This is a genomic window from Fructobacillus sp. ESL1129 (assembly GCF_058507945.1).
This window is the reverse complement of sequence record NZ_CP196668.1, coordinates 1,265,113-1,289,466: the sequence shown is the minus strand read 5'-3', so window position 1 is coordinate 1,289,466 and position 24,354 is coordinate 1,265,113. Positions and strand designations below refer to the sequence as shown.

Annotated in this window: 22 protein-coding genes, 1 pseudogene and 1 riboswitch; of the genes and pseudogenes, 13 read left to right on the top strand and 10 right to left on the bottom strand. The window is 43.6% G+C overall.

Annotation, left to right across the window (positions count from 1 at the left end):
- Positions 1 to 39: 39 nt before the first annotated feature.
- Together ACSYSL_RS06420 and ACSYSL_RS06415 are read right to left on the bottom strand one after the other, a co-directional pair.
- A complete protein-coding gene (locus ACSYSL_RS06420) occupies positions 40 to 789 on the bottom strand; it encodes an amino acid ABC transporter ATP-binding protein (protein WP_491708607.1) in 750 nt (249 codons plus the stop codon).
- On the bottom strand, positions 786 to 2,180 hold the full coding sequence (locus tag ACSYSL_RS06415; protein WP_421823520.1) for an ABC transporter substrate-binding protein/permease: 1,395 nt from the start codon (positions 2,178 to 2,180) through the stop codon (positions 786 to 788). Before ACSYSL_RS06415 ends, ACSYSL_RS06420 begins: the two co-directional genes overlap by 4 nt.
- A 196-nt stretch (positions 2,181 to 2,376) precedes the next feature.
- On the opposite strand from ACSYSL_RS06415, the gene ACSYSL_RS06410 reads away from it, so the two are divergent.
- From ACSYSL_RS06410 to ACSYSL_RS06390, 5 genes are all read left to right on the top strand, one after another.
- Positions 2,377 to 3,369, top strand: a complete 993-nt coding sequence (locus ACSYSL_RS06410; protein ID WP_491708606.1) for a sugar transferase — start codon at positions 2,377 to 2,379, stop codon at positions 3,367 to 3,369.
- A 22-nt stretch (positions 3,370 to 3,391) separates the two neighbouring features.
- A riboswitch (TPP riboswitch) is annotated at positions 3,392 to 3,495 on the top strand.
- A gap of 125 nt (positions 3,496 to 3,620) precedes the next feature.
- Positions 3,621 to 4,124, top strand: a complete 504-nt coding sequence (thiW, locus tag ACSYSL_RS06405; protein WP_491708605.1) for an energy coupling factor transporter S component ThiW — start codon at positions 3,621 to 3,623, stop codon at positions 4,122 to 4,124.
- A gap of 143 nt (positions 4,125 to 4,267) precedes the next feature.
- Positions 4,268 to 4,459 carry a hypothetical protein gene (locus ACSYSL_RS06400; RefSeq protein ID WP_491708604.1) on the top strand — a complete coding sequence of 64 codons (192 nt, stop codon included), beginning with the start codon at positions 4,268 to 4,270 and terminating at the stop codon, positions 4,457 to 4,459.
- Between the two features lie 2 nt (positions 4,460 to 4,461).
- Positions 4,462 to 5,097 carry a CPBP family glutamic-type intramembrane protease gene (locus ACSYSL_RS06395; RefSeq protein WP_491708603.1) on the top strand — a complete coding sequence of 212 codons (636 nt, stop codon included), beginning with the start codon at positions 4,462 to 4,464 and terminating at the stop codon, positions 5,095 to 5,097.
- A 263-nt stretch (positions 5,098 to 5,360) separates the two neighbouring features.
- Positions 5,361 to 8,639 carry a mucin-binding protein gene (locus tag ACSYSL_RS06390; RefSeq protein ID WP_491708602.1) on the top strand — a complete coding sequence of 1,093 codons (3,279 nt, stop codon included), beginning with the start codon at positions 5,361 to 5,363 and terminating at the stop codon, positions 8,637 to 8,639.
- A 133-nt stretch (positions 8,640 to 8,772) separates the two neighbouring features.
- On the opposite strand, the gene ACSYSL_RS06385 is transcribed toward ACSYSL_RS06390, so the two are convergent.
- Both ACSYSL_RS06385 and ACSYSL_RS06380 read right to left on the bottom strand, forming a co-directional pair.
- Positions 8,773 to 9,210, bottom strand: coding sequence for a hypothetical protein (locus tag ACSYSL_RS06385; protein WP_029489939.1), 438 nt, complete (start codon positions 9,208 to 9,210; stop codon positions 8,773 to 8,775).
- Between the two features lie 4 nt (positions 9,211 to 9,214).
- Complete coding sequence (locus ACSYSL_RS06380; RefSeq protein ID WP_491708601.1) at positions 9,215 to 11,893, bottom strand: calcium-translocating P-type ATPase, PMCA-type; 2,679 nt, start codon at positions 11,891 to 11,893, stop codon at positions 9,215 to 9,217.
- Between the two features lie 297 nt (positions 11,894 to 12,190).
- Between ACSYSL_RS06380 and ACSYSL_RS06375 the strand changes: the two genes are divergently transcribed.
- Together ACSYSL_RS06375 and ACSYSL_RS06370 are read left to right on the top strand one after the other, a co-directional pair.
- The gene (locus ACSYSL_RS06375) at positions 12,191 to 12,571 is read left to right on the top strand and encodes a hypothetical protein (RefSeq protein ID WP_491708600.1); all 381 of its coding nucleotides are present in this window, start codon (positions 12,191 to 12,193) and stop codon (positions 12,569 to 12,571) included.
- A gap of 257 nt (positions 12,572 to 12,828) precedes the next feature.
- Positions 12,829 to 13,482, top strand: a complete 654-nt coding sequence (locus ACSYSL_RS06370) for an NAD(P)-dependent oxidoreductase (RefSeq protein WP_491708599.1) — start codon at positions 12,829 to 12,831, stop codon at positions 13,480 to 13,482.
- Between the two features lie 114 nt (positions 13,483 to 13,596).
- On the opposite strand, the pseudogene ACSYSL_RS06365 reads toward ACSYSL_RS06370, so the two are convergent.
- Positions 13,597 to 14,021, bottom strand: a pseudogene (locus tag ACSYSL_RS06365) (cytidine deaminase family protein).
- A gap of 469 nt (positions 14,022 to 14,490) precedes the next feature.
- Between ACSYSL_RS06365 and ACSYSL_RS06360 the strand changes: the two are divergent.
- The 6 genes from ACSYSL_RS06360 to ACSYSL_RS06335 all read left to right on the top strand — a co-directional run bounded on the left by ACSYSL_RS06360 (position 14,491) and on the right by ACSYSL_RS06335 (position 20,167).
- Positions 14,491 to 15,327, top strand: coding sequence for a MetQ/NlpA family ABC transporter substrate-binding protein (locus ACSYSL_RS06360; RefSeq protein WP_491708598.1), 837 nt, complete (start codon positions 14,491 to 14,493; stop codon positions 15,325 to 15,327).
- A 73-nt stretch (positions 15,328 to 15,400) separates the two neighbouring features.
- Complete coding sequence (locus ACSYSL_RS06355) at positions 15,401 to 16,729, top strand: M20/M25/M40 family metallo-hydrolase (protein ID WP_491708597.1); 1,329 nt, start codon at positions 15,401 to 15,403, stop codon at positions 16,727 to 16,729.
- 18 nt (positions 16,730 to 16,747) lie between these two features.
- Positions 16,748 to 17,587, top strand: a complete 840-nt coding sequence (locus tag ACSYSL_RS06350) for a MetQ/NlpA family ABC transporter substrate-binding protein (protein ID WP_491708596.1) — start codon at positions 16,748 to 16,750, stop codon at positions 17,585 to 17,587.
- 29 nt (positions 17,588 to 17,616) lie between these two features.
- Positions 17,617 to 18,696 (top strand): methionine ABC transporter ATP-binding protein, encoded by a 1,080-nt coding sequence (locus ACSYSL_RS06345; protein ID WP_010692127.1) that lies wholly within the window; start codon positions 17,617 to 17,619, stop codon positions 18,694 to 18,696.
- On the top strand, positions 18,693 to 19,388 hold the full coding sequence (locus tag ACSYSL_RS06340; protein WP_491708595.1) for a methionine ABC transporter permease: 696 nt from the start codon (positions 18,693 to 18,695) through the stop codon (positions 19,386 to 19,388). The genes ACSYSL_RS06345 and ACSYSL_RS06340 overlap by 4 nt, the downstream gene beginning before the upstream one ends.
- A 113-nt stretch (positions 19,389 to 19,501) precedes the next feature.
- Complete coding sequence (locus tag ACSYSL_RS06335) at positions 19,502 to 20,167, top strand: YoaK family protein (protein ID WP_010692129.1); 666 nt, start codon at positions 19,502 to 19,504, stop codon at positions 20,165 to 20,167.
- Positions 20,168 to 20,205: 38 nt separating this feature from the next.
- Here the strand turns inward: ACSYSL_RS06335 and ACSYSL_RS06330 are convergent, their stop codons facing one another.
- The 5 genes from ACSYSL_RS06330 to ACSYSL_RS06310 all read right to left on the bottom strand — a co-directional run bounded on the left by ACSYSL_RS06330 (position 20,206) and on the right by ACSYSL_RS06310 (position 24,215).
- A complete protein-coding gene (locus ACSYSL_RS06330; RefSeq protein WP_491708594.1) occupies positions 20,206 to 21,390 on the bottom strand; it encodes an ATP-binding protein in 1,185 nt (394 codons plus the stop codon).
- A gap of 30 nt (positions 21,391 to 21,420) precedes the next feature.
- A complete protein-coding gene (locus ACSYSL_RS06325) occupies positions 21,421 to 22,065 on the bottom strand; it encodes a CPBP family glutamic-type intramembrane protease (protein WP_491708593.1) in 645 nt (214 codons plus the stop codon).
- Between the two features lie 49 nt (positions 22,066 to 22,114).
- Positions 22,115 to 22,759, bottom strand: coding sequence for a CPBP family glutamic-type intramembrane protease (locus ACSYSL_RS06320; protein ID WP_010692132.1), 645 nt, complete (start codon positions 22,757 to 22,759; stop codon positions 22,115 to 22,117).
- Positions 22,760 to 23,020: 261 nt separating this feature from the next.
- Entirely contained in the window at positions 23,021 to 23,170 is a 150-nt protein-coding gene (locus ACSYSL_RS06315) for a bacteriocin (RefSeq protein WP_491708592.1), read from the bottom strand.
- A gap of 346 nt (positions 23,171 to 23,516) precedes the next feature.
- Positions 23,517 to 24,215, bottom strand: coding sequence for a GntR family transcriptional regulator (locus ACSYSL_RS06310; RefSeq protein WP_010692135.1), 699 nt, complete (start codon positions 24,213 to 24,215; stop codon positions 23,517 to 23,519).
- Positions 24,216 to 24,354 lie beyond the last annotated feature (139 nt).

Genomic DNA, 24,354 nt, shown 5'->3' with positions numbered 1-24,354 from the left:
GACCATGGTCTATTCTTCCTCTCGTTTATCAAGAAGAACTTAGGCTTGCATAACCTTCGATAGGAAGGTTTGCAAACGTTCGTTCTTCGGTGCAGTAAAGATTTGTTCTGGCGTTCCGGATTCCTGAATCTTTCCTGATTCAAAGAAGACAACACGGTCAGCCACTTGCTTGGCAAAGCCCATTTCGTGGGTAACGATAATCATCGTCATCCCCATCTTTGCTAAGTGCTTCATGACGTCCAAAACATCCCCAACCACTTCGGGATCCAAAGCGGAAGTTGGCTCATCAAAGAGCATGATGTCCGGATCCATTGCCAAGGCACGGGCGATGGCAATTCGTTGCTTTTGTCCACCAGAAAGGGAGGACACGGGCGCGCTCGCCTTGTCAGGCAAGCCGACCGTTTCAAGCAATTCCTTTGCCTTTTTCTCGGCTTCTGCCTTCGTCATCTTGCCAAGTTGCACGGGTGCCAACGTAATATTATCGATGACGGAGTAATTATTAAAGAGATTGAAATTCTGGAAAACCATTCCGATATTTTCGCGAACCTTATTGATATTGGTCTTTGGATCAGAAATATCAAAACCATCAACTTCAATCAAACCAGAATCTGGCTTTTCAAGCTGATTTAGCATCCGCAAAAACGTCGACTTACCAGAACCGGAAGGGCCGATCATTACGACCACTTCATTGTCCATGACGTCCAGGGAAATATCGCGTAAGACATGGTTATCACCATATGACTTGTTGACTTTGTCAACGTGTACTTTCACTTGTTTCTCTTCACTCATGCTTTCGTCCTTTTTTCAACCCAGTTACTAAACAAAGTCAGTAACGTTATTACAATTAAGTATATCATAGCAACGATTGCCCAAACACGGAAACCTTGAGAGTTTCGTGTCACAATCAATGTTCCGGTCTGTGTCAATTCCAGAATACCAATGGCTGACAACAAAGAAGTATCCTTTAACGTGATGATGAACTGGTTAATGAAGGACGGCACCATCAGGCGTAGTCCTTGTGGAATAATCACGCGTCGCATGGCTTGGCTGTGCGAAAGACCGAGCGAGCGAGCCGCCTCCATCTGACCATTATCAACAGAATTAAAGCCTCCCCGAACAAAGGCACCAATGTAGGCTCCCTCATTCAAAACCAAGGTCATGATACCAGCCGTCCAGGCCGAGATTTTTGTACCAGTAACTGCCGGAATTCCAATATAGAGGAAGAAGGCCAGTACCAGCATTGGCATACCACGGAAAATGTAAACAATCGTTGTTGAAAGGCTACGCAACAAAGTGTTTTTTGAAACACCGAGGATTCCTAAGAACAGTCCCCAAAGCGAAGCCAAAATGATACCAACAACCGTCAAATACAAGGTCTGCTTCAATCCTGACAAAAAGGCGGAGCGGTTGGTTTTCAAAATGCCCCAAACTGTGCTGTTGTCCTTAGCTGAACCAGTAAAAGTTGAAGCCTTAGCCGAGAGGTACTTATTGACAATCTTGTCGTAAGTTCCGTTCTTCTTAATGATGGCTAAGCCCTTGTTAAAGTCGGCCAACAGCTGGGCGTTATCCCCCTTCTTAACGGCGAAACCTAAATCACCAGCCGCAAACGGTTCCTTTGCATTCTGGACTTTCAAAGCCGTTCCGTTCTTGATGGTATACTGCAATACGGGAAGATCCGCAAAGGTCGCCACAGAATTTCCGTTGATAACGTCACGATAGACCGTATCTGAATCAGAGAAGTAGGTAATCTTAAAACCGTACTGATCCTTGATTGATTCGGCATATTCAGCACCGGCAGTTCCAGTCTTTAAAGCGACTGTCTTGCCTTTCAAATCACTCAATGATTTGATTTTAGAATTCTTAGCCGTTGCCCAAGCAATTCCTGTTTTATAGTAGGGATCTGAAAAGTCATAAACAGCTTTTCGCTCATTCGTGATGGTTGTACCGGCAATGACACCATCAGCCTGTGATGAAGCAACTGACTGCATCGCAGCATTAAAAGCCATTGGCTTGACCGTCACCGTAAAGCCAGCCGCTTTCGCAATAGCCTTCAGTAAATCCTGGTCAATCCCCACGTACTGATTATTCTTATCCTGAAAATCAAACGGCGCATAGGTTGCGTCAGACGTAATGGTGTAGTGTGGTTCGTCGGCATTTACTTTATGACCCGTCACACCCATCACAGCAAAGACGGCAGATAATGCCACAATAAACGCTAAAAGTTTCTTTTTCATTGTTAACCCCTCTTGCTCGAATAACTTCAGTTTAGCAGGGAGCCTTTCGATTGAATCGAATAGCGTTAGCTATCCTTACACAAAAATAGGCAATGGTCTAGTCCTCTTCCATCCTTCTATTCAATAAAGCGAGTTAATTATCATGCCATACATCACCCACACAATCGAACCCTGGATGCCAGCCGGCGCTTTGAAGGCCAAGGAAGACATCGCCAAAATAGCGGAATCCGTTGGTTGGCAGCGGCTCAGCATCGAACGCTATAACGATGCCCGCTTCTCAGCTGAAATCCGTCACCAAAAAATCCATACTTTTCTCGACAAAGTCGGTAAAAATGATATTGTTGTTCACCAATTTCCAACCTATATGTCGCAAGCTTTTGAACAAGACTTTCAACGAGCCATTCAACAAAGGGGGGCAAAGTACGTGCTACTCATCCACGACTTCGAACCTTTACGAGTCAACCGTGAACATGCCTGGGAATGGGAGTTGGCACAGTGTGCTGATCTGATTATCGCCCACAGTCAACCAATGGCCTCGACTTTGCAGCAACACGGAGTGACCACACCTACGGAAACCATTCAACTCTTCGACTACTTAGGGCCAACGCCAGCACTGAACCCAATTTTTAAAAAGGAAATTAACTACGCTGGTACTTGGCAAAAAGCCCCATGGCTCCAACATTATCAAGGCCCCAAGCTGAATCTTTTCGGCTCTCGCCCCAAACGGTGGAAGGACCTTGTCCTACCAAAAAGCATTAACTGGGTTGGTTCCTTTGATCCCGAAGAAATCACAACGGCTTTTTCATCTGGTTTCGGCCTTCTTTGGGACTCAAACTATGAGGATAAATTTTTTCAATCTTACACCAAAGTCAACGCGCCACACAAAGCCTCCCTTTATTTAAAAGCCGGATTACCCCTGATTGCTTGGTCACAATCCTACCTAGGCGACATCGTGAGGGCCAACCAACTTGGTATGACCATTGACGATCTTTCAGATCTAACTCAATTGGTTGGAGCAGTTCGTCCAGCTGATTACCTAACTTTCCAAGAAAATAGTCGTCTCTTCCAAAAGCGCATCAGTGAGGGCTACTTTACTAAGGCAGTGTTAGAAAAGGTGCTACATTATTTTAGATAGTCAACACTTCTTTTTCCTGCTAAAATAATCTTTGGGGAGTCCGTGTGACGGGCTGAGAGGGTAATCGATTACCGACCCATTGACCTGATACGGATCATGCCGTCGTAGGAATTTCCCACGTTGATATGGACGCCTTTTCAGGCGTCTTTTTTGTGGATAAAAAGACCAGAAAGGAGGGCTATTTCGGCATGATTCCTTCTATATTCAAAGCTTCTTACATCACTCATTTGGAACAGTAAAGGAATCACAACATGAAAAAACGTTCATCACTAAAAAAAATGATGGCAACCGCTATTCTTGCTGCTTTGGCCTATGTTTTGAACACAGCCGTCGTCTTTCCAGCAATGGCCCCCTTCCAACACTTCGTCAATGTTTTGGCCGTTTATCTGCTCGGTCCTTGGTACGGGATGGCTGCTGCCCTTATATGTGGCTCTTTACGCATGCTGTCTGGTCGAACCATCATGGCCATTACCGGTGGAATCATCGGCCCACTACTCGCTGGATATCTCTATCGAAAAACAAAAAATGTTTATTTACTTGCCATTGGTGAAATGGTTGGCTCAGGTATTTTGGGCGCGTTACTTTCTTACCCATTCATGGTGACATTCTATGGCATGAAGGCAGGCAATTGGGCACAACTAATTCCTTTCTTCCTGCCATCAGCAGCGGTTGGGAGCCTGCTCGGTTTGCTTACGATTCTATTAACAAAAAAGAATGGCCTTATCGACAGAATGAAAGCCAAAATTAATTCATAAAAAGGTCGGAACAAATTGTTCCGACCTTTTTCCTTTTAATGAAGCATTCCCTGGCTGGCAGCTACGATTCAAATTTTTCTTAACATGATTCCAAAAAATCTATGTTATTCTGATAAGTAGTTCCCCTGATGAAGGAGAGAGAAATGAAAAAGAAAATCTATGAGTACTACAACATTCTGAGCACCATAACGATATTCGGACTTCTTTTAAAATTGTGGCTATATTTCCATCCAGTCACACAGGCAGTTCAATACACAATTGATCTCATCACATTTTTTGCTGCCATCCTAGTGATTTACGGTTCTTCAAATAAAGAAAGTAAGGAAAGGGATTAACAATGTGGTTTCAATACAATAAAAAAGCCCTTCCATTTGCATATGTATGGCTACTACTCCTGGTTCTGATGTACTTCGTTCAAAGAGAGATGATTGACCTATTAATCTTTGTACCCGTCTACTGTTTTCTTTTTAGAAAAAAGGGTTTAAAGAGAATCTTCCGCTTCTTTCAACCTTCCTTTGTTCCAAAAGCAATTCTTTTAACTTGTGGCGCCATCATCGCACAGTTCGTTTTAGCTTTTACCTTAAGTTCTTTATTTGGTAACCATATTTTTACGCAACATAGTTTATCAGTTAATATGGACAATAGTCAGAATAAGATAGCATATTTACTTCTGATCATACCAATGTTTTTCCAAGTCATTCTCGAAGAACTGTTTTCAATTACGGTTTTTTCAACTTTTTATTATCGACTAAGTAACTATAAAAATGGCATTATTCTCAGTGGTATATTAACGGCTATGCTTTTCGCTTTTGCACACGGAAATACTTATCAATGGTCTTTTTTCACATTGCTAATAATGTTTTTCACCGACATCTTTTTTATCACTTCATGGTTCAAGGCAAAATCAATATGGGCTTCTATCAGTGTTCACTTTACCTTCGATGTGATCATTATGTTGTTAGCATTTTTATAGCAATTATCAACCAAAAAGTGTTGCACATGTACCAAACTTGTGCAACCTTTTTTATTTAAAATAAAATCAAATTTTCATTGCTAACACTTTCATTGCAAATTCCACCCATTCAGTCTAAAATAATACTTTCTGCTCAAAATGATAAAAAATGTATAATTAAAGAGTAAAAATCTAATCTTCACCTTTTCTAATGTTACAATTACTTTGACTGTGTATTCTAATTTACTAAAAAATTTGAACTGATTCCAAAAGGAGTGATTCATATGATGAATCATCAATCACCATTTAATTATCAAAATAAAGAACGAAAAGTGTTACATAAGGTTAAAAAGAACTGGGTTGTCTTGTCCCTAACTTCCTTAACACTGTTTGGTGCTTCCTTGGCCATGCCTGAGGCTGCTAGTCACGCTCTCCCCGGCAGCGCTTCTTTTGTGAGCGCCGATAGTCATACAACCTTTGGACAAGTTTCATACACCTATGATACTGCTACTGATACGCTAACCTTTACTAGCGGCGGTACGCTGCCAACGGTCAGCACCAGTCGCTTGAGTAAGCAATTCCCACATCTGAAGCATATTGTCTTCACCGAACGCGTTCAGGCACCGGCTGATTCAACGAATTTGTTTGCACAATTGGTGTATTTACAAGACATTACTGGTCTCGACAAGCTAGATACTAGTCAAGTGACAAGTATGAATGCCATGTTTAACAGTGATTATGCGTTGACTTCGCTCGACCTGTCGACTTGGAACACGGACAAAGTCACGGACATGTCCTGGATGTTTACGGGGGATAAGGCACTTAGTTCCCTAAACGTTAGCCACTTTAATACGGCAAACGTGACCAACATGATGGTCATGTTCAACGGCATTGGCGTCTCGAGCCTTGATGTCTCCAATTTTAACACCGGAAAAGTCACGAACATGTCGGATATGTTCAGTTGGATGCGTAATCTAAAGTCACTTGACCTTCGTTCATGGGATACCAGTAACGTGACGGTTATGGACTATATGTTCCGGGCATCGTCTTCTCTTTCTTCGCTGAACATTTCTTCCTTTAATACAACACATGTGACTAGCATGAAAATGATGTTTGATCAAATTGGCAACGGCCAACTGATTAACGTCAAGTTACCAGAAGCTCATTTTGATAACAATGCCGGTCTTGGCGACCGCTATTCAACCATTATGGCGGTCAACGGTGGTACGTTAGTTAATCCAAAGGGAAACATTCTTTCCACTGCAGATTACCAAAGTCTTTTCAACACCGGTAAGCAAACTGCTGATTGGTATGTTTGGGGAACATTAGCTACACAAACCGAGCAAAAAACGGTTACCCGAACAATCAATCAGGTTGATGCCCGAGGTCAACAAATTGAGGGCACCACACCGATTACGCAAACGCTTCACTTTCACCGCACGAAGACGACTTTACCGGGTACTGACTATGCCCAATACGGCAACTGGGTAGCTGATGGCGATTCCGGTTCAGCTTTTGAAGCTGTTACCATTGCCCAAACACTGGATGACAACCGATATCAAAACCCAACGCTCAACGGCCAATCAGTAACCACTGTCGAGCGTCTCCAACCATCCTTAGACAACAATAGCTCTCAAACGCTATCAGTGAACATCGTCTACGCGGATGGCAGTGAGAGTACCACTCAAAATAAGCAAGTCACCCGCACCATCAAGTACCAAAATCAAGCTGGTCAAAAAATTAAGGATGATCGTGTTGAAACCCTTCACTTTCATCGAACAGCCAGCACCGATTTAGTGACTGGCCAAGTCACGTACTCTAATTGGCAGGCTGATTCTGCAAACGATCAACAGTTTAAGACAGTGCAACTCCCTCAAACGATTGACAATAAGTACTGCATGCCAACGTTGAATGGAAAGGCAGTCCAAACGATTACCGGTTCGCTGCCAACGCTCGACGATCAGAATAACCAAAGTGAAATTCTCACGGTGGTCTATGCTGATCAAACAGAGGTTGCAACGGAACATCAATCAATTTCACGTACCATTCACTACCAGAACCACGATGGTCGAACAATCAAAAAAGATACTGTTCAAACCATCAACTACCACCGGACGGTTACCAAGAACTTGGTGTCGGGAGAGGTAATTTATTCTGAGTGGATGCTAGACGAATCGTCCTTAAACGAATTTAGTGCCATCTTCCTTCCTCAAACAATTGACGGTCGCTATCAAAACCCTCAGTTAAACGGAGAACCAATCAGCGAGATTGACCCTGAAATGCCAATCCCTGATGCGGGTGGTCAGTATAAAAACCAAGTTATCACTGTTGTCTATGACGGCATTGTTCGCACGTCAACTCAACAAAAAAGCGTCATGCGCACCATTCATTATCAAAATGAGGATGGTCAAACAATTGCTGAAGATACAACCCAGCGCGTCAACTACACGCGAACGGTTCGTTCAAACTTAGCAAACGGAGCAGTCGAATACGGTGCTTGGCAGCCGGTAAATGGTTCTGACAACCTATTCAACGCTGTCACGATTCCTTCTTCTATAAAAAATCTGTATGATCATCCGACTTTAAATGGACAGTCTGTTCAGGAAATCAAAGCTGAAGCACCCAAGCTCACGGATTCCGACGAGGATCAACAAGAAAGCTTGGTTGTAGTGTACGAGAAAAAGAATGAACCAACTCCCCCTGTAAAGCCGGATAAGCCAACTACCCCAACACCGCCTGTTTTGCCCGACCAACCGGTTGTGCCAGTCACACCCGAACCGCCGGTGCAGCCGGATAAACCAGTAGTTCCGAACACACCACAACCGGTTGAACCAAATAAGCCAGTAGTTCCGAATATCCCACAACCGGTTGAGCCAAATAAACCCGCTCCACAGGATGTGCCAACAAGTCCAGTTGAACCGCAACAGCCTGTTACACCTGATACACCGGTTGCTCCTGAAGTACCTGTTACTCCCGAAGTACCTGCTGTACCTGTAAATCCGGTTCAACCCGCGATACCAGTAGTCCCTGAACAACCCGTTCAACCTGAGCTACCAGCCGCTCCTGAACAACCCGTTCAACCGGAAACGCCGGTAACTCCCGAACAACCGGCACATCCTGAGAAGCCAGAAGTGCCTGAACAACCTGTCCAACCTGAAACACCGCTAGTGCCTGAGCAATCGACAATAGCTGGTATTTCTAGACAACCAGTTGAACCAGACACAGCCATCGCTTCGACCATCCCTGTACCTAGTGAACAACCGGGTACAGCTACTATTCCAGCTATCCCTGAAATGCAAGAAGCGCCCGAGCAATCCGCGGATTCAGCAAAGTCTGACATGACTAACGGTTCCTCACAGTCGGCACCAAAGAATAGTAATCACGATGTCCCAAGCGCGAACTCAGACTCAGCGGCTGCTGAAGATGAAACACCAAAATCAGCGAAGTATCTAACGACCAATAACAACCGAAAATCAATTGATACGATTATCAAAACATTACCTTTCATTGCAGTCATTCTTGCCTGCATTCTCTTCTTAATTTCAAAGAGACCGAATCGCTAATTTTCGGTAAGCAAAAAGCAGACCTAAGGTCTGCTTTTTTTGTTATTCTCCTAGTAATCTAACATGAAAAAAGGGCCACTAACCACTAAATCACTAAAAAAAGGCCGGACATTTATCCGGCCTTTTCCTTCAATCAGGCACCAAAAATCTTGGCGACCTGTGCTTGAATCTTCGTTAAGAAAGTCTCTTGATCTTTTTCAGATTGAGCAAAGTCAGCTTCGTTAATCGTCTGATCCTTTTCGTTCAATGCATCTGCCATCATGGCCGTTGCTGCGGCATAGTCCTTGTATGCCTTGGCCATAATGGTGTGAACTCCCATAAATCGAACGGGCACCTTCAGACCAGCTAAGGTCTGAGCGTTCTTTTGGTAAGCAGAAACGGCGTCGTCAAATTCAGCTTTAATTTCACCAAATTCGGCCTTGTCCATCTCAGCGACTTTGCCGGCCTGCTTCGCTTCGTCTAACTTGACGAAGAAAGGCGCCACGTGGTCCGCCGTATCTTGAGTGTTCTGCAAAACTTCTTGCAAAGTCTGCACGTAGTATTGTGTTTGCTTGGGGTTAAATTTTGCCAATGTCTTATCCTCGATTAAAAAATGTTCGTTGAACCCATTTTACCAGTTCCACAATCACAATGATAGCAATGGAAGCGCCAATCACAATAAACCACTGATAAGGATCTAGATTTGTCACGTGGAAAATAGGATTCAATGGCTCAATGACCACGACCGCCATCATGGCAATCAGTGAGAAGAGCAACGCGCCGTTAAAGAAGTGGTTTTTAAAAGTCGAAGCATTCAACTGCGATTGGTAAACGGACTTCACGTTAACGGCATTAAACATTTGCATCAAACCTAGGGTCATGAAGGCCATCGTCAAGGCATCGCCGTGAATCAAAGCCGTTCCGGAATGATCTGGGAAGGCCAAGGCAAAACCATAAACCGATAAGACGATGACAGCCTGTAAGATTCCCTGCCAGAGAATGGCAGGGCCAACACCACCAGATAAGAAGTTCGCCGTCTTGCCCCTTGGCTTTTGTTGCATAATGTTTTTCTGAGCTGGTTCCAAGCCAAGGGCAATGGCTGGCATGGTATCCGTCACTAGGTTAATCCACAAAATCATGACGGGCGCCAAAACCTCCCAGCCAAGAAGCGTCATCATGAAGATGGCGATAACTTCGGCTAAGTTCGAGGCCAGCAGATACTGCAAGGCCTTTTGGATATTGGCAAAGACCTTCCGGCCTTCCTTCACGGCCGACACAATCGTCGAGAAGTTATCATCAGCCAACACCATGTCGGCCGCTTCCTTGGACACTTCAGTTCCAGTAATTCCCATGGCCACCCCAATGTCTGCTGCTTTCAAGGCAGGGGCATCGTTCACACCATCTCCGGTCATGGCAACGACTTTTCCCTTTTTCTGCCAAGCTTGGACGATGCGGACCTTATGGGCGGGAGCCACACGAGCATAAACCTTGACATTTTCAACACATTTATCAAAGACGTCATCTGACAATTCATCCAGGGCAGCACCCGTCATCACCGTCTTTTCGCGGTCATCATTCTTATCCAAGATGCCCAGACGATCGGCAATCGCAGCGGCGGTTTGGGGATGGTCACCCGTGATCATCATTGGTCTTATCCCGGCCGCCTTAGCCTGAGCAACCGAATCCTTCACTTCTGGACGTTCCGGATCAATCATGGCAACAAAACCAACCAACGTTAAGCCAGTTTCCATTTCATCGCTTTTGGCTTCTTGTGGCAAAGTTTTCAGCGACTTTTCGGCAAAGGCCAAAACACGGAGTGCTTGATCAGCCAACTGACCATTAACGGTTTGATAATGGGCCAAATCTTCTTTAGTGAACGGACGAACCTCGCCATTTTCCAAAACCGAATCGACTCGAGCAAGGATTGAATCAGGTGCCCCTTTCACCGTGACTTGGTAGGCGTCCCCCGCTCCGTAGATGGTTGTCATCAGCTTACGCTCTGAGTCGAATGGAATTTCTTGTAGTCGTTCTTGGCCACGCAGGGCCTCAAGTCGATCAGGGCGGTACTTTTCATTAAAGTCGATTAGGGCCGTTTCTGTCGGATCCCCCACCAAGCCTTCGGCCGTCAATTGACTATCGTTGTTCAACGTCATGATGTCGCCCAGAATGGCGGCTGGCTTTGATAAGTGAGCCGAATCGAAGGGGTTTTCCTCAGCTAAATCAACAACCTGCCCATTTAAGACGACTTTTTCGACCGTCATCTTATTCTGTGTTAACGTTCCCGTTTTGTCAGAACCGATGATGTCGGTTGAGCCCAGCGTTTCGACGGCTGGCAATTTACGGACAAGCGCTGCTTTTTTCGCCATGCGAGCCGTTCCAAGGGCCAAAGTGATTGTCACGATGGCGGGTAATCCTTCTGGAATGGCTGCAACAGCCAATGAGATAGCCGTCAAAATCAAATCAATGATTGGCATGTTCTGAGTAAAGTAACCAATAACAAAAGTCAGTGCTGCAATCGCCAAGATCAAGTAAGTCAACACCTTCGACAAGGACTTCAAGTTTTCCTGAAGTGGTGTCTTCGTTTCGTCTTGCCCTTGCAAAGCCCCGGCAATCTTTCCCACTTCGGTTTGCATTCCTGTTGCCACCACAATACCAAGCGCACGTCCATAAACAACGTGAGCGTTCATGAAGGCTAGGTTATCTTGGTCGCCCAATGGCAACTTGTCCTCTGTCAAAGTCTTGTCCGTCTTTTCAACCGGTACCGATTCCCCGGTCAAGGCCGCCTCTTCGACACGCAAGTTGGCTACGTCAACCAAACGTAAGTCGGCTGGCACAATGTCGCCCGCTTCCAACGAAACCAAATCACCAACTACCAAATCAGTGGCCGGTACCTGTTCTGGTTGACCACCACGGATAACCGTTGCCTTTGGTGTCGCCATCTTCTTTAAAGCGTCAATGGCGTTTTCTGACTTAGACTCTTGGAAAACACCAAAGATGGCGTTGATAATTACAATAGCCAAAATAAAGAGGGAGTCGGTTTGTTCACCAGTTAAAGCGGCTACAAAGGCTGCAGCCAGCAGAATCCCAATCATCAAGTCTTTAAACTGGTCAACAAATTTAGCAAATAACGACTTTTTCTTTTTTGCCGTCAGCGTGTTGGCACCGTTCTTTTCGAAGCGTTGCTTCGCTTCCTGCACAGCCAATCCCTGCTTCAAATTGGTTTGCAAGTCCTCTGCCAACTGTTTCTGATCAATTTGGTAAAATGACTTTTTCAACTTTCTCTCCTTTATTCTTCTTCCTGATAAAGAAAAAGAGACCTATGGAAGTAGGAAAAATCCTACTCTCATAAGTCTCGCTGTTTAATGTTGAGCCGGCGCCTAAGCGCGATAAAAGGTATAATCACCTCGGTTTGACGGTACTCAACAACGACTAGGTCGCCAGTTACTCCCTCAGGAATGAGTTGTTACCATTATTATATCAACTACAATAAGAAAGGCAAGCATTGTTCATCAAATAAAATTCATGATAGGCTTTTATTTGAGTATTTCCCTACGAAAGGAATCATTCGTTTCATGACTAAGGAAGAACGTACAAACCAAAATAATCAATTGGCCTATCTTTTGGGCATTTGTCTAATGGTTCTCTACGGCTTAACAAAGGATATTACGGCTCTCTTTTTATTGTTATTCTGTAACGGTGCCCATCGTCTGACAATTTTTTACTACTTTATCAAACGACTGTGGGGCTCCTTTCAATTCGAGGTTCGTCACGTTAGCAAGTGGCAAAACTGGGAAGAAAAAGGAAAGTTCCGTTTCGCCTGGTTTTTGTCGTATGCAACAATTCTCTGCCTACTCTTTTTTCTATTCTCCTTAAAATATTACTATGCCCTTTTAGCTTTGATTATTTTAGGATTCATCTTTTATCAGAAAAAGAATTCAGCAAAACATTCATAAGAACGTGTTATACCAGTGTTAAAGAAGAGGATTTTCCTTTCGGAAGCCCTTGACTAGCCAGCATCTGCACTTGTTTTCTATACCCAAATTACAACAGAAAAAACAACCCGCTAAAGCACTGATATAAAAGTCTATTAGCGGGTTTTTAAATAGTATACATCCTTTTTTAATTACCTATTGAGATAGTTCACCGTTCGTTGTATTATTAAGAAGTACAGTATGTATTAATAAAAAATACAATTAGAAGGAGATAGACAATGAAGACATTTATTATTGGTGCTACCGGCATGGCAGGTGAGGCCATTGTTGCCGAAGCAGTAAAGAATGGTATTAAGGTTGTTGCTAACGGCCGTAACGTTGAAAAATTGACACAACTAAAGGAAAAGTATCCAGCCATTTCAATTCTAGAAAAAGATGCCTTCAGCTTGACGGCCGATGACTTCGCCGGCATGGACGTCATTGTCGACGCCTTCTCAACGTCGCCAGTTCAAGCCTATCGTCATGTTGATTTAGCAACTAAACTAGTGGCGATGTTCCGTAACCAAAAGACACGAATTGCTTTTATTCTCGGTGCTGGTAGTCTCTACGCTGACCAATCAAAGGAACGCCTAGTTTATGACAATATCCGTTCGGATGACAGTACCAAAGCATGGCGGGCAACCCCCGAGAACCAGCTATATGAATTAGAATTCCTGCGGAACGTCCACAACGTCAACTGGTTTGGCATTTCCCCAGCCATTTCCTTTGTTCCCGGTCAAAAGTCCGAAAGCATCCTGACCGGAACCGACTTTGCCCTTCGTAACGATAACGGTGCCTCCGAAACGACTTCCGGAACAATGGGTTATGCCATGGTTCAAGAATTGCTCCATCAACGCCATGAACAGGATCGCTTTACGGTGGCGAACGGCTGATTAGTTATCAAATATAAAAGTAAAAAAGGTCACGAGTAAAATTTCTTGGGACCTTTTTTACCATTCATTATTACTAGATTACTAGCAAAATGACATTAAATTCAAAGATGTTTGCTAATCTTCCTTTGTCAGCCGCTGCTCACCCCACCAATGAGGCATTAATTCACCAGTGTGACGGTACTTCTCTTTTGATAATCCACCATGAATTCAATATCGGAATTGGCTACATCCAGCTGGAGGAGAAATTCACGACAGGCACCACAAGGCATGCTATCACCTTTAACCGGTACATGATCACGAAAAGTCATGATTCGTTTAATTTTGGTCTGTCCACTGTTTTGAAACATATTAAAAGCAGCCGCACGTTCAGCACAAAGATGAAAGACTCCCGCCGTTGCTTCAAAACAAAAACCAGTGAAAATTTCGCCATTATCAGCTTCGATAGCAGTAACCACATGTTGTGCGTAGATGAAAGGCGAAACATCATGTGGTTTGTACAGAGGCTTCGCTGCCAAATAGAGTTCTTCCCATTTATCCATCGTCCATACTCCTTTTCTTGTCCGCTCATTATAACCTATTCAGCTAATGTGCAAAGACTAGCATCAACATTTTTTAATTTTAATTTCATTTTTATGTTGACATAAATGCCACGCGGTTGTATTATTATCACCAAGATATCAATACAAAACAAGTTGATCAGGAAAGTATCTGCTAAGCAAAGCGTAGAGAGTAACCGGTTGGTGAGAGGTTACGTGCGTGCGGCGGAGAAAATGACCTGTGATTGGCAATTGTCACTCGGTTTACCGATAGCAGTTGACGGATTGGCCTACGTTACCCAGGCACACCATTCGGCTAGGATCATTCTCCGCGGCCCGATGGTTAGTGAGTCGTCTAGGGGCAATCCTAGACAAAAACCTCAGAATGGTAACGCGAAAGTCGCTTCTGTTTTTTCCACGTGGAAACAGAGGCGACTTTTTTTGTTATCTAAAACACCCAGGAGAGAAAATCATGTCAAAGAAAAAGTGGATTATTTCAGGAATTGCCATTGTGGCTGTTGCAGCCGCAGCTTACTTCAGTTTTGGATCACACGGTTCATCAGAAGATAAGACCATCACAGTTGGCCGCATGTCAGCAACCAAGCAAGATGATGAAGTGTGGGACGTTATTAAAAAGCAGGCAAAGGATAAGTACGGCATCAACGTTAAGGTCAAGTACTTTACAGATTACTCACAGCCAAACAAGGCCTTGACGAGCGGCGACGTTGACGTCAACGCCTTCCAACACTACGCCTTCTTGAACGCCTACAATAAGAAGAACGGAACGGATATCAAGGCCATTGGTAAGACGGTGATCTCACCTATCCACCTCTACTCAACACAGTACAAGTCAGTATCCGACTTCCAAAACGGTGACACAATCGTCGTGCCAAACGATCCATCAAACGAAAGTCGTGCCCTCAAGGTTCTGAAGTATGCTGGTTTGATTGACTTGAAGGACGGTGACCTAGTAACAGTTAAGGACATCACGAAGAACCCTAAGAACTTGACCATTAAGGAATTGTCAGCTGATCAAACGGCTCGTTCAATTAACGATGTTCAAGGTGCCGTGGTTAACCAAAACTACGCCTCAACAGCTAAGCTTTCTGAAAAGCAAGCCATCTTTACAGAACCATTTAACAAGGATTCCGAACAGTGGGTTAACATCATTGCTGCTAACAAGAAGGATGCCAACAAGAAGCTCTACAAGGACTTTGTTAAGGCATACCAGTCAGATGCAGTTAAAAAGGCCATTAAAAAGGCTTACGGCGATGCTTCTATCCCAGCCTGGGACCGCTCATTCAACTAAGTTGAGTAAAAAGAGAAGCAACAACGTGGGACTTTCCCACGTACATAACATTTAATCAGAAAGGACATCACACATGACAGCACGACAAACATATTTAGATCTATTAAAAGAACTCGTTGCCATCCCCTCCGTTTCAGCCAAGCGTGAACACTTGCCAGAAGCGGCCAACCGGATTGCCAAAGCCCTCACCGACCTCGGTGGCGAGACGACGGTTGATGACACTTACTTTGCTCCACTGGTGATTAGCCACTTCAAAAGTCAACAGCTCGCTGCCAAAACACTCATCATTTATAACCACTACGACGTTCAACCGGCTGAGCCATTCGACCTTTGGGATTCAGACCCCTGGACTTTGACCGAAAAAGATGGTCACCTTTATGGCCGTGGCGTCGATGATGATAAGGGGAACCTAACCGCCCGCTTGACGGCTTTGGCCGAATACCTTGACGAGCATGATCAGCAACTACCCGTTAACATTCTCTTTGTTGTCGAAGGTTCAGAAGAAACCGCATCACAGCACCTTGATGACTATTTCAAAAAACACCCTGAAATCAAAGGAGACCTCATCATTTGGGAATCCGGTTCCAAGGATAAAGATGGTCGTCCCATCATCGATGGTGGGAACAAGGGCATTGTCACCTTTAACTTGAAGGCCAAAACCGCTGGCATCGACCTCCATTCATCGCTTGCTGCCGTTGTTAATTCTGCTGCATGGCGATTGAGTCAAGCGCTGGCCACCTTCTTTGACCAAGACGGGCACATCCTTGTTCCTCATTTCTATGATCAAGTGAAAAAGCCTAACCAGCGGGAAAAAGAATTGATTGCCGCCCTTCCCGAGACACGGGAAGACTTTATCAAGAAAAACCAAATCGAAGCCCCCCTGTTAACTGACAAGCGCGGTGAGGATTGGAAACAGGCCCTCTACTTCGAACCAACCTTGAATATTGAAGGCATTACCTCAGGTTATCAGGGAGCTGGTGTTAAAACCGTCTTACCTGCCGAAGCGACGGCCAAAGTCGAAGCCCGCCTCGTTCCGGGGATGGACCCTGATGTCACTCTAAAAGCAATTGAGAATCATTTAGTTAACCAGGGATTTGACGATATCGAAGTCGAAAAGACACTTGGTCAAGGTGGTTATCGCTCAGACATGACAGACCCAGAAATCAAGCGCGTCATTGCTCTCAGCCAAAGCACCTACGACAAGGAGCCAGTCGTCATCCCCACTTCTGCCGGTACCGGCCCAATGAATTACGCTTTTGAAGCCACTAAAACCCCAATTGTCGGTTTTGGAATTGGCTATCCTGGCACATTGGACCATGCCCCCAATGAAAATATCCGTCTAAAGGACTATGATGAGAACGTGACTTTCGTTAAAAACATTCTAGCGAGTTACGAAAAATAATAGTAAAGAAACGTAAAAATGTCTAATAAAAGTAAAATCATTAACGCCCTCGTCCTTCTAGTGATCTTGGTTCTTGGCTACTTCTCCTTTGTGCAACCAAACCAAAAGGCACAGAAGACAGTTAGCATCGGTGTGATGGCAGCCAACAAACAAGACGATGCCATTTGGTCTCAAGTGTCCAAAACCGCCAAAAGTAAGTATGGAATTAATTTGAAATTCAAGCGCTTTACCGACTATTCACAGCCCAACAAAGCACTCGAAAATGGCGATGTGGATTTGAACGCCTTCCAGCACTACGCCTTCTTGGATGCTTATAATAGTAAAAACCATTCCAACCTCAAGGCAATTGGTCAAACATTCATCGCCCCCATTCACCTCTACTCCAAGTCCTACCACCAAGTGTCAGACTTTCAAGACGGCGACACGATTGTCGTACCAAACGATGCGTCAAACGAAAGTCGGGCCCTCTATGTTTTGAAAAATGCTGGTTTGATTGAATTATCATCTGGTTCAAACCTCAAAACAACCAAAGATATTACGAAGAATCCTAAAAACTTAAAGATTAAAGAAATTTCTGCCGATCAAACGGCCCGTACACTGGGCGATGCACAGGGTGTCGTTGTCAATGGAAACTATGCAACGGCTGCCGGTCTCTCATTAAAAGACGCCATTTTCACAGAACCTTTGAACAAGGATGCTAAGATGTGGATAAACATCATTGCTGCTCGCTCAAAGGACAAGAACAACAAGACCTATCAGGAAGTCGTTAAGGCCTTCCAAACTAAGGAAGTCAAGCAGGCAATTCACGAGCAGTATGGTGATTCGGAACAAGCCGCTTGGGATAAGAACTTTAACTAAGATTGAATCGAATTGAAAGGAAGGCGCATATGACTGCCCCCATTATTTCATTGAAAAACATTGACGTGACTTTTACACCAAAAGGCAAGACCATCCATGCCGTCCAAGACGTTTCCATCGACGTTGAAAAGGGCGATATCTACGGAATCGTCGGCTACTCAGGTGCCGGGAAGTCCACTCTGGTTCGAACCGTTAACCTTTTGCAAGAGCCAACCACCGGTTCGGTAACAATCAACGGCGAAACCATTTTCAAGAAGGAAGCCAGAACCGCTGCCCAAAAGATCACCGGACACGAATTGAAGGAAAAGCGCCGTAAGATTGGTATGATCTTCCAGCACTTCAACCTCCTGAACGAGCGAACGGTGGAAGACAACGTGCTCTTTGCTCTTGAAAACAGTAAGGAAAAGGAAGCAGTCAAGAAGGAAAAAGTCGCTAAGTTGCTCGAATTAGTTGATTTGTCAGACCGGGCTAAGCAGTATCCTTCTCAGCTTTCAGGTGGTCAAAAACAGCGTGTGGCGATTGCCCGCGCGCTAGCGAACGATCCCGAAATCTTAATTTCAGATGAAGCAACATCAGCCTTGGATCCAAAGACAACCCGGCAAATCTTAGCATTGCTAAAGAAATTAAACGATGAGTATAACCTGACCGTCCTCTTAATCACTCACGAAATGGATGCCGTGAAGGAAATCGCCGACAAGGTTGCCGTTATGCAGAATGGTCGTGTATTGGAAAAGGGTTCCACTCTGGACATCTTTACCAATCCGCAGGCCGAATTAACTAAAGAATTCATCGCTACTGCCACTAACCAAGATCAGGCCATCGCAACAATTACTGCCAGCGATACCATCAAGAATCTTCCGGAAGGACAAGTCTTTGCACAATTGACCTACTCTGGTAATTCAACGAACGAACCACTAATTACTAGTCTCTACCAGCACTTCGGTATCGTGGCTAACATTCTTTATGGCAATGTTGAAGTACTTCAGGGAACGGAAGTTGGTTCCCTCTTGGTTATCCTATCTGGTGAACAAGACAACTTTGAGGACGCTTTAGACTTCTTAGCCGCACGATCCGTTTCCGTTAACATCTTGAAGGGAGAACAAGCATGAGTACATGGTTTTCACAAACATTTCCAAACGTCGTCTATCAGGGCTGGGGTGGTGTCACTGGCTGGGGAACAGCTATTTTCCAAACGCTCTTCATGACTTTCTGGTCAGCCGTCTTTGGTGGCCTGCTTGGTTTGATTTTTGGAATCGGTTTGGTTGTAACCGGTCCCCGTGGTATCACACCAAACAAGACAATCTTTTGGATTCTTGATAAAATTGTTTCCGTTTTCCGAGCTGTACCATTTATCATTTTGTTAGCCTTCATTGCACCCTTTACTAAGGCACTTGTGGGTACGCAGATTGGGATTAACGCTGCTTTAGTTCCCCTGTCACTAGGCGTTTTCCCCTTCTATGCCCGTCAAATCCAAGTGGCACTTTCAGAAGTTGACAGTGGCATTGTTGAAGCCGCACAGGCCGTTGGCGCTTCGTTTAGTCAAATTGTCTTCGGTGTCTACATCAAGGAAGGCCGTTCTGAAATCATTCGTGTTTCAACGGTGACTCTGATTTCTCTAATTGGTTTGACTGCCATGGCCGGTGCCATTGGTGCCGGTGGTCTTGGTAACATGGCCGTAGCCTATGGATACAACCGTTTTGCAAACGATACAACCCTGGTTGCTACCATTCTCGTCTTGATTATGGTCTTGATTGTTCAAGTGACTGGTGATTGGTTGGCCAAGAAATACAACCACAAATAAGTTCTTTTAAAAAGATGCCATGTTGGCATCTTTTTTTATTACAAAGTCTTCAAATTTTTCAGACTTATCAGACATTTTAATGTAAAATAATCTTTTGTCGGAGGTCTTGAAAAGTGACAAAAAATCAATTTCCATCCCATGAACGAGTTTTATTTGCCAGCTTACTAACCATGACTGCTGGATCCATTGATGCCTTTTCCTACCATATGCACGGTCAGGTATTTGCTGGACTCCAAACTGGGAATATCATCCTAATGGGTATCAACGCGAGTCAACTTCACTGGGGCAGTGTCGGTCGATACGCTTTTTCTATCTTTGCTTTCATCCTTGGAACCTTAATGGTCAAGATGTTCCAGCATTATCGGACCTTAAAAAACTTTTCAATCAATAAGGAAAGACAATATGTCTTGCTGTATATGACAACGTTACTGACCCTTTCTGCCCTTATCTGTCAGTCAATTCCAAATATTTTCGGCACGGCCATTCTATCTATTGCGGCCGCAGCCGCACTTCAGGAATTTCGCATTTTAAAGGGAAAACCTTTCATGCCACTGTTAATGACTGGCAACCTACGGAGTCTCAGCGAAGCCGCCTACGAGGGCTTCATTCGGCGCAATGCCGTAATGCGCCAACGTGCCATCGACTTGGGACTCGTCATTTTTTCATTTTTTATCGGCGCCTTCTTGGTCAGTCTTCTTTTACCCCTCACAAATGAATATGCCATTCTATTTCCAGCCATTCTCACCTTGTTAATGAGTCGAATCGTTCAATGGCAGTAGTCAAAAGGGACAACGGTTAACCGTTGTCCCTTTTGATTTTATATTGGTTGCTGAATTTTCAATAGATGGTGCTTTCCAAGCTGTGTCAGCAGAATTACCTGACCAACTGAGAGTTTCGGTAAACGTGCCACCAAACGTTTTGGAAGAGGTAAGTCAGCAAGATCGTCCGTTGCTTGATACCGGTGAATCAGTAGCGAACCAAACTGACCGCGCAAAGATAATGGTAAATCCTGCATTGACTGAGTCGACACCACCAAGTTTAAATTAACCTTTCGACCTTCTCGTAAAATATGAAAAAGGCCGTTCTCGTTAATTGCCTGGTTAACCGGCAAATATCGATGTACCTCATCTAAAAAGATAGCAACGGGTAGTGTTGCATCGGATTTTAAACGGTTTTGCAGTAGCTGTTCCATTAAGAAAGAAATAACCCGTTGTTGGATAGCTGGAAAGGGTTGTAACTCCGATAAATCAATGACTAATGAACGATGCCGACTTGGACGACCTTCGAAAGTCTTCAAGATAAATGACAAATCATAGCGTGTTTGCTGACTTTCTGTATCGTTAAAACCAAAAATCTTGTTTAATCGTTTTGACTGAAGTAATTGGGCTAACTCCTGAATTTGCGGCCAATAATGGCTCACCGCCTTATGATCAATTGTTTGGCCCAGGAGACGGTAGTCCGCGCGTTCATCATTGAAGGGGCGAATGAATTCTTGAACTAACTGTTCTGGTAACAGCTGCATCGCGTAGTGTTGGTTGCGCACGAGTAACCCATTCACGGCTTCTTGATACTCCTTCATTGAGTAATCCACCTTAATCAATGGTTGCATTGGTTGGACACGCCGCTGTTCCTGTATTCTAAGCGAGGTTATGGCAGCCTGCAACTTTTCCGTGAGTTGGCTATCCCAATTTAAGCCCAGTACTCCCAGCAGTTCTTCTGCAGATTGCGAGGACAAATCAATGTAAGCATTTTGAGCCAATCGATATGAGATTCGATTATCCAAATCTCGACCATATTCACCAGTTGGATCAAAAACCATATTAATTTGATTTATTTCTTGTAACTGGCTAATGATTTGTTTAGCCGACGTTGACTTTCCGGCACCAGTTTGGCCAAGAATTAAAAGATGCTTGGATAGCAACATGCGATTTGACAGCTTAAACTTTCGATGTAGGGACTTTTCGCCTAAAAACAATTCTTTTTTTTGAGAACTTTCTGCCATATCTCCTCCATCTGCATTTTACTGGGACTATTATAACATCCAGCCTAATATTCCCACCGCATCATTTAAGAAATGAACGCACATTGGCGCCCGCAAAGAATTTGTTAGGCGAAAGAGCTCGTTTAACACCAAACGATTAATAATCAAGCCTATAACTAACCAAACATTCATAGCATAAACGGTATAGTGCAGGTAGGCAAAGAAAATTGACGAAAGGAAACTAGCCATATACCAACCTGTTGCTGTTCGCTTTAAAAGAATATACATCGTTAATACAATTGGTATCATCAATAATTCTTCGTTAATAGCAGAAAACAAAAATTGTCCCGCCCACCACAATTTCTCTGGTAAACGATGTAAATGGGCAAAATTGTGTGTACTAACGTGCTCAAAAAGATGATGATTACCGGTGGCTGCACTTACGATCATCATATAGAATCCATCAAATAACTTCATCATGACAAAAACGAAAAACGGAAACCAAATCGGAGCATGCATTTTTTTAAATAAATTTTTTAACCCCGCTGAACCAAATAACAGTAGCGTAATTAAGAGTCCAGTTAAAAAAGTACCCAAATCCTCACCAACAACTGGACGGGCTAGTGACCAAGAAAAACCGATTATTAGTAAAACTACGAGGGGAAGATTCTTATAATTTTTCAATTGCACGTTCATCAATTTCCTCCGTTTTCAATCATTAATCTTGTAACAAATTATTAATAAACTAAAGCATCATAAAAAACAGGTTACAAGTATCGAATAGAAAGTGGACATACATCGGTGTTCGAATTGAATTGGTTAAACGAAAAACTTCGTTGAGAAGAATTCGTCCAATCATCAAGAGTCCAATGACCCAAACATTGAGGGAGTAGACATTGAAATGGAGGGAAGCGAATAAAATTGCTGAAGCAAGACTGGCTATCCACCAAGCTAGTCTTGTTCTTTTTAGCAAGATGAATACTAGTAAGACAAGAGGAATCATCAACAATTCTTCATTAACCGCTGAAAATAAAAAACGCACTCCATACCAAATTTTCTCGTCAAGTCCATGTAAATATTTGACTTGATTAACCATTTCATGTTTAAACAAGTAACGATTACCTGTACTTGTCACAGCAATTATGGTGTAAAATATTTCAATCAAAAAATACATTATAAAGCAAAAGATTGGGAACCAAAAGGGCCCTTTCATTTTTTGAAAGAGTCCTTTCAATCCAGCAATTCCAAATAAGGAAAGCGTGATAAATAAGCCAACTATAAACGTAACCAATGACTTACCAATAAATTGCTGCTCTAATAACCAAACTAGCCCAATCAAGCTGAAAAGGACAAATGGTATGTTATGAGGATGCTTTAGTTGAAGATTCATAGCTACTCTCCTGACAAAGTGATAATTTTTTTCAATACATAGCAAAACGACTATTGTACCAATAGTCGCTAGCTAAACTAAGCCCTTTAATAATTTCTATCCTTTAAAATAACTTATTGAAAAAACCCTCAATGAAGTCCCTTCGGTCCTTAGCCGTAGTGTGATTAGTTGGACGCCAAATCATTCCGCCACTAATTGTGAGTAATTCATGATCATTCAATACTTGTACCTGCCATTTTTTCATAATAGCCCCCTATTTCATTACAGTCCAAGATGAAACACCACCGCGAAAGCCATATGAGCTGCGGTACCAAAAGCTTGCCCAGCACGGTAAGTCGACCGACTACCTCCGTTGATCAACTGTAAACTGTTCTCGTTCATTTGTTCAAAGTAACTCATTTTTTTCTCCATGTGACAATCTCCTTTCAGATTTTCTTGGTCATAAGACTTAGTTCTGACTTAGTTATATCAGCCCCCTTCACATTGTGCAAGTCTTCACTTTATAAGACACTTTAGACTTTTTAGACTCTATAACTATTTTTTATTGACTCTAATTAATCTTTTCAATCTGTTAGAAAGACCATAACATCGGTCCTCCCATTCTTATCTAAAAAAATATCAGGCATAAGGGACAAAAGAATATCGCTTGGTAAATAGCGTCATATGCAACACAACACTAGGGAAGCATCCCGTAACTCCCAAAAAATATTTTTTCAGCGCACAAAAAAAGTCCCCCGCTTAGCGGAGGACACAGTCATTATCGTGTTAATTTAAATTCAAAGCGTTCACCAACATAGTAAGAACGGACGTATTCGAATGGATTATCTTGTTGATCATAAGATACCTGGCGCACTGACAAAATAGGATCACCACGCTTGATTTCTAACAGTGCAGCTTGGCGTTCTGTGGCAAGAGAAGCCGTGATGGTTTGCTCCGCCCGACCCGGCTGAATTCCGGCGTCAATCAACGTCTTGTAGAGCGAATCGGTCAACTCTGACCGAGTAAAGTTGTTCACCAATTTCACTGGCAAAGTCGTTTGTTCCAGTAGGATGGGTTCAGAATCACCCAAACGCAAGCGTTCCATCACCAGAACTTCGTCCTCTGCGTTCAACTTCAGATGGTCCATTTCAGATACTGATGGTGTCGTGACTTTGTAAGAAACGGTTACTGACTGAGCCTTCCTCCCAGACTTTTTCATAAGCTCGGTAAAGGAGGTCACACCCAAAGCGCGTTCGGAAACCTTCTTTTCGGCCACAAAGGTTCCGGAACCAACACGGCGTTCCAAAATACCTTCGTCGACTAAGGTTTGAATGGCCTGTCGCAACGTCATTCTGGAAACGTTGAACGAAGCTGCCAACTCACGTTCAGCAGGTAAACGTTTATTTGTTTGCCATTCTCCGGCCGCAATCCGCTGCCTGATTTCATTATGTATTTCAATGTAACGTGGTATAGCCATTGTGAAAGTCTCCTTTTCCCAGAATAGTCCAGTTTTATCTGGGGTTATCCCCTTTATTTCCTCTATCAATTATAATTGGTCTAGCTTGATTTTTCAAATATCATTTTAGGTCAATTCCTGCCCTTAATAGAGGACTAAA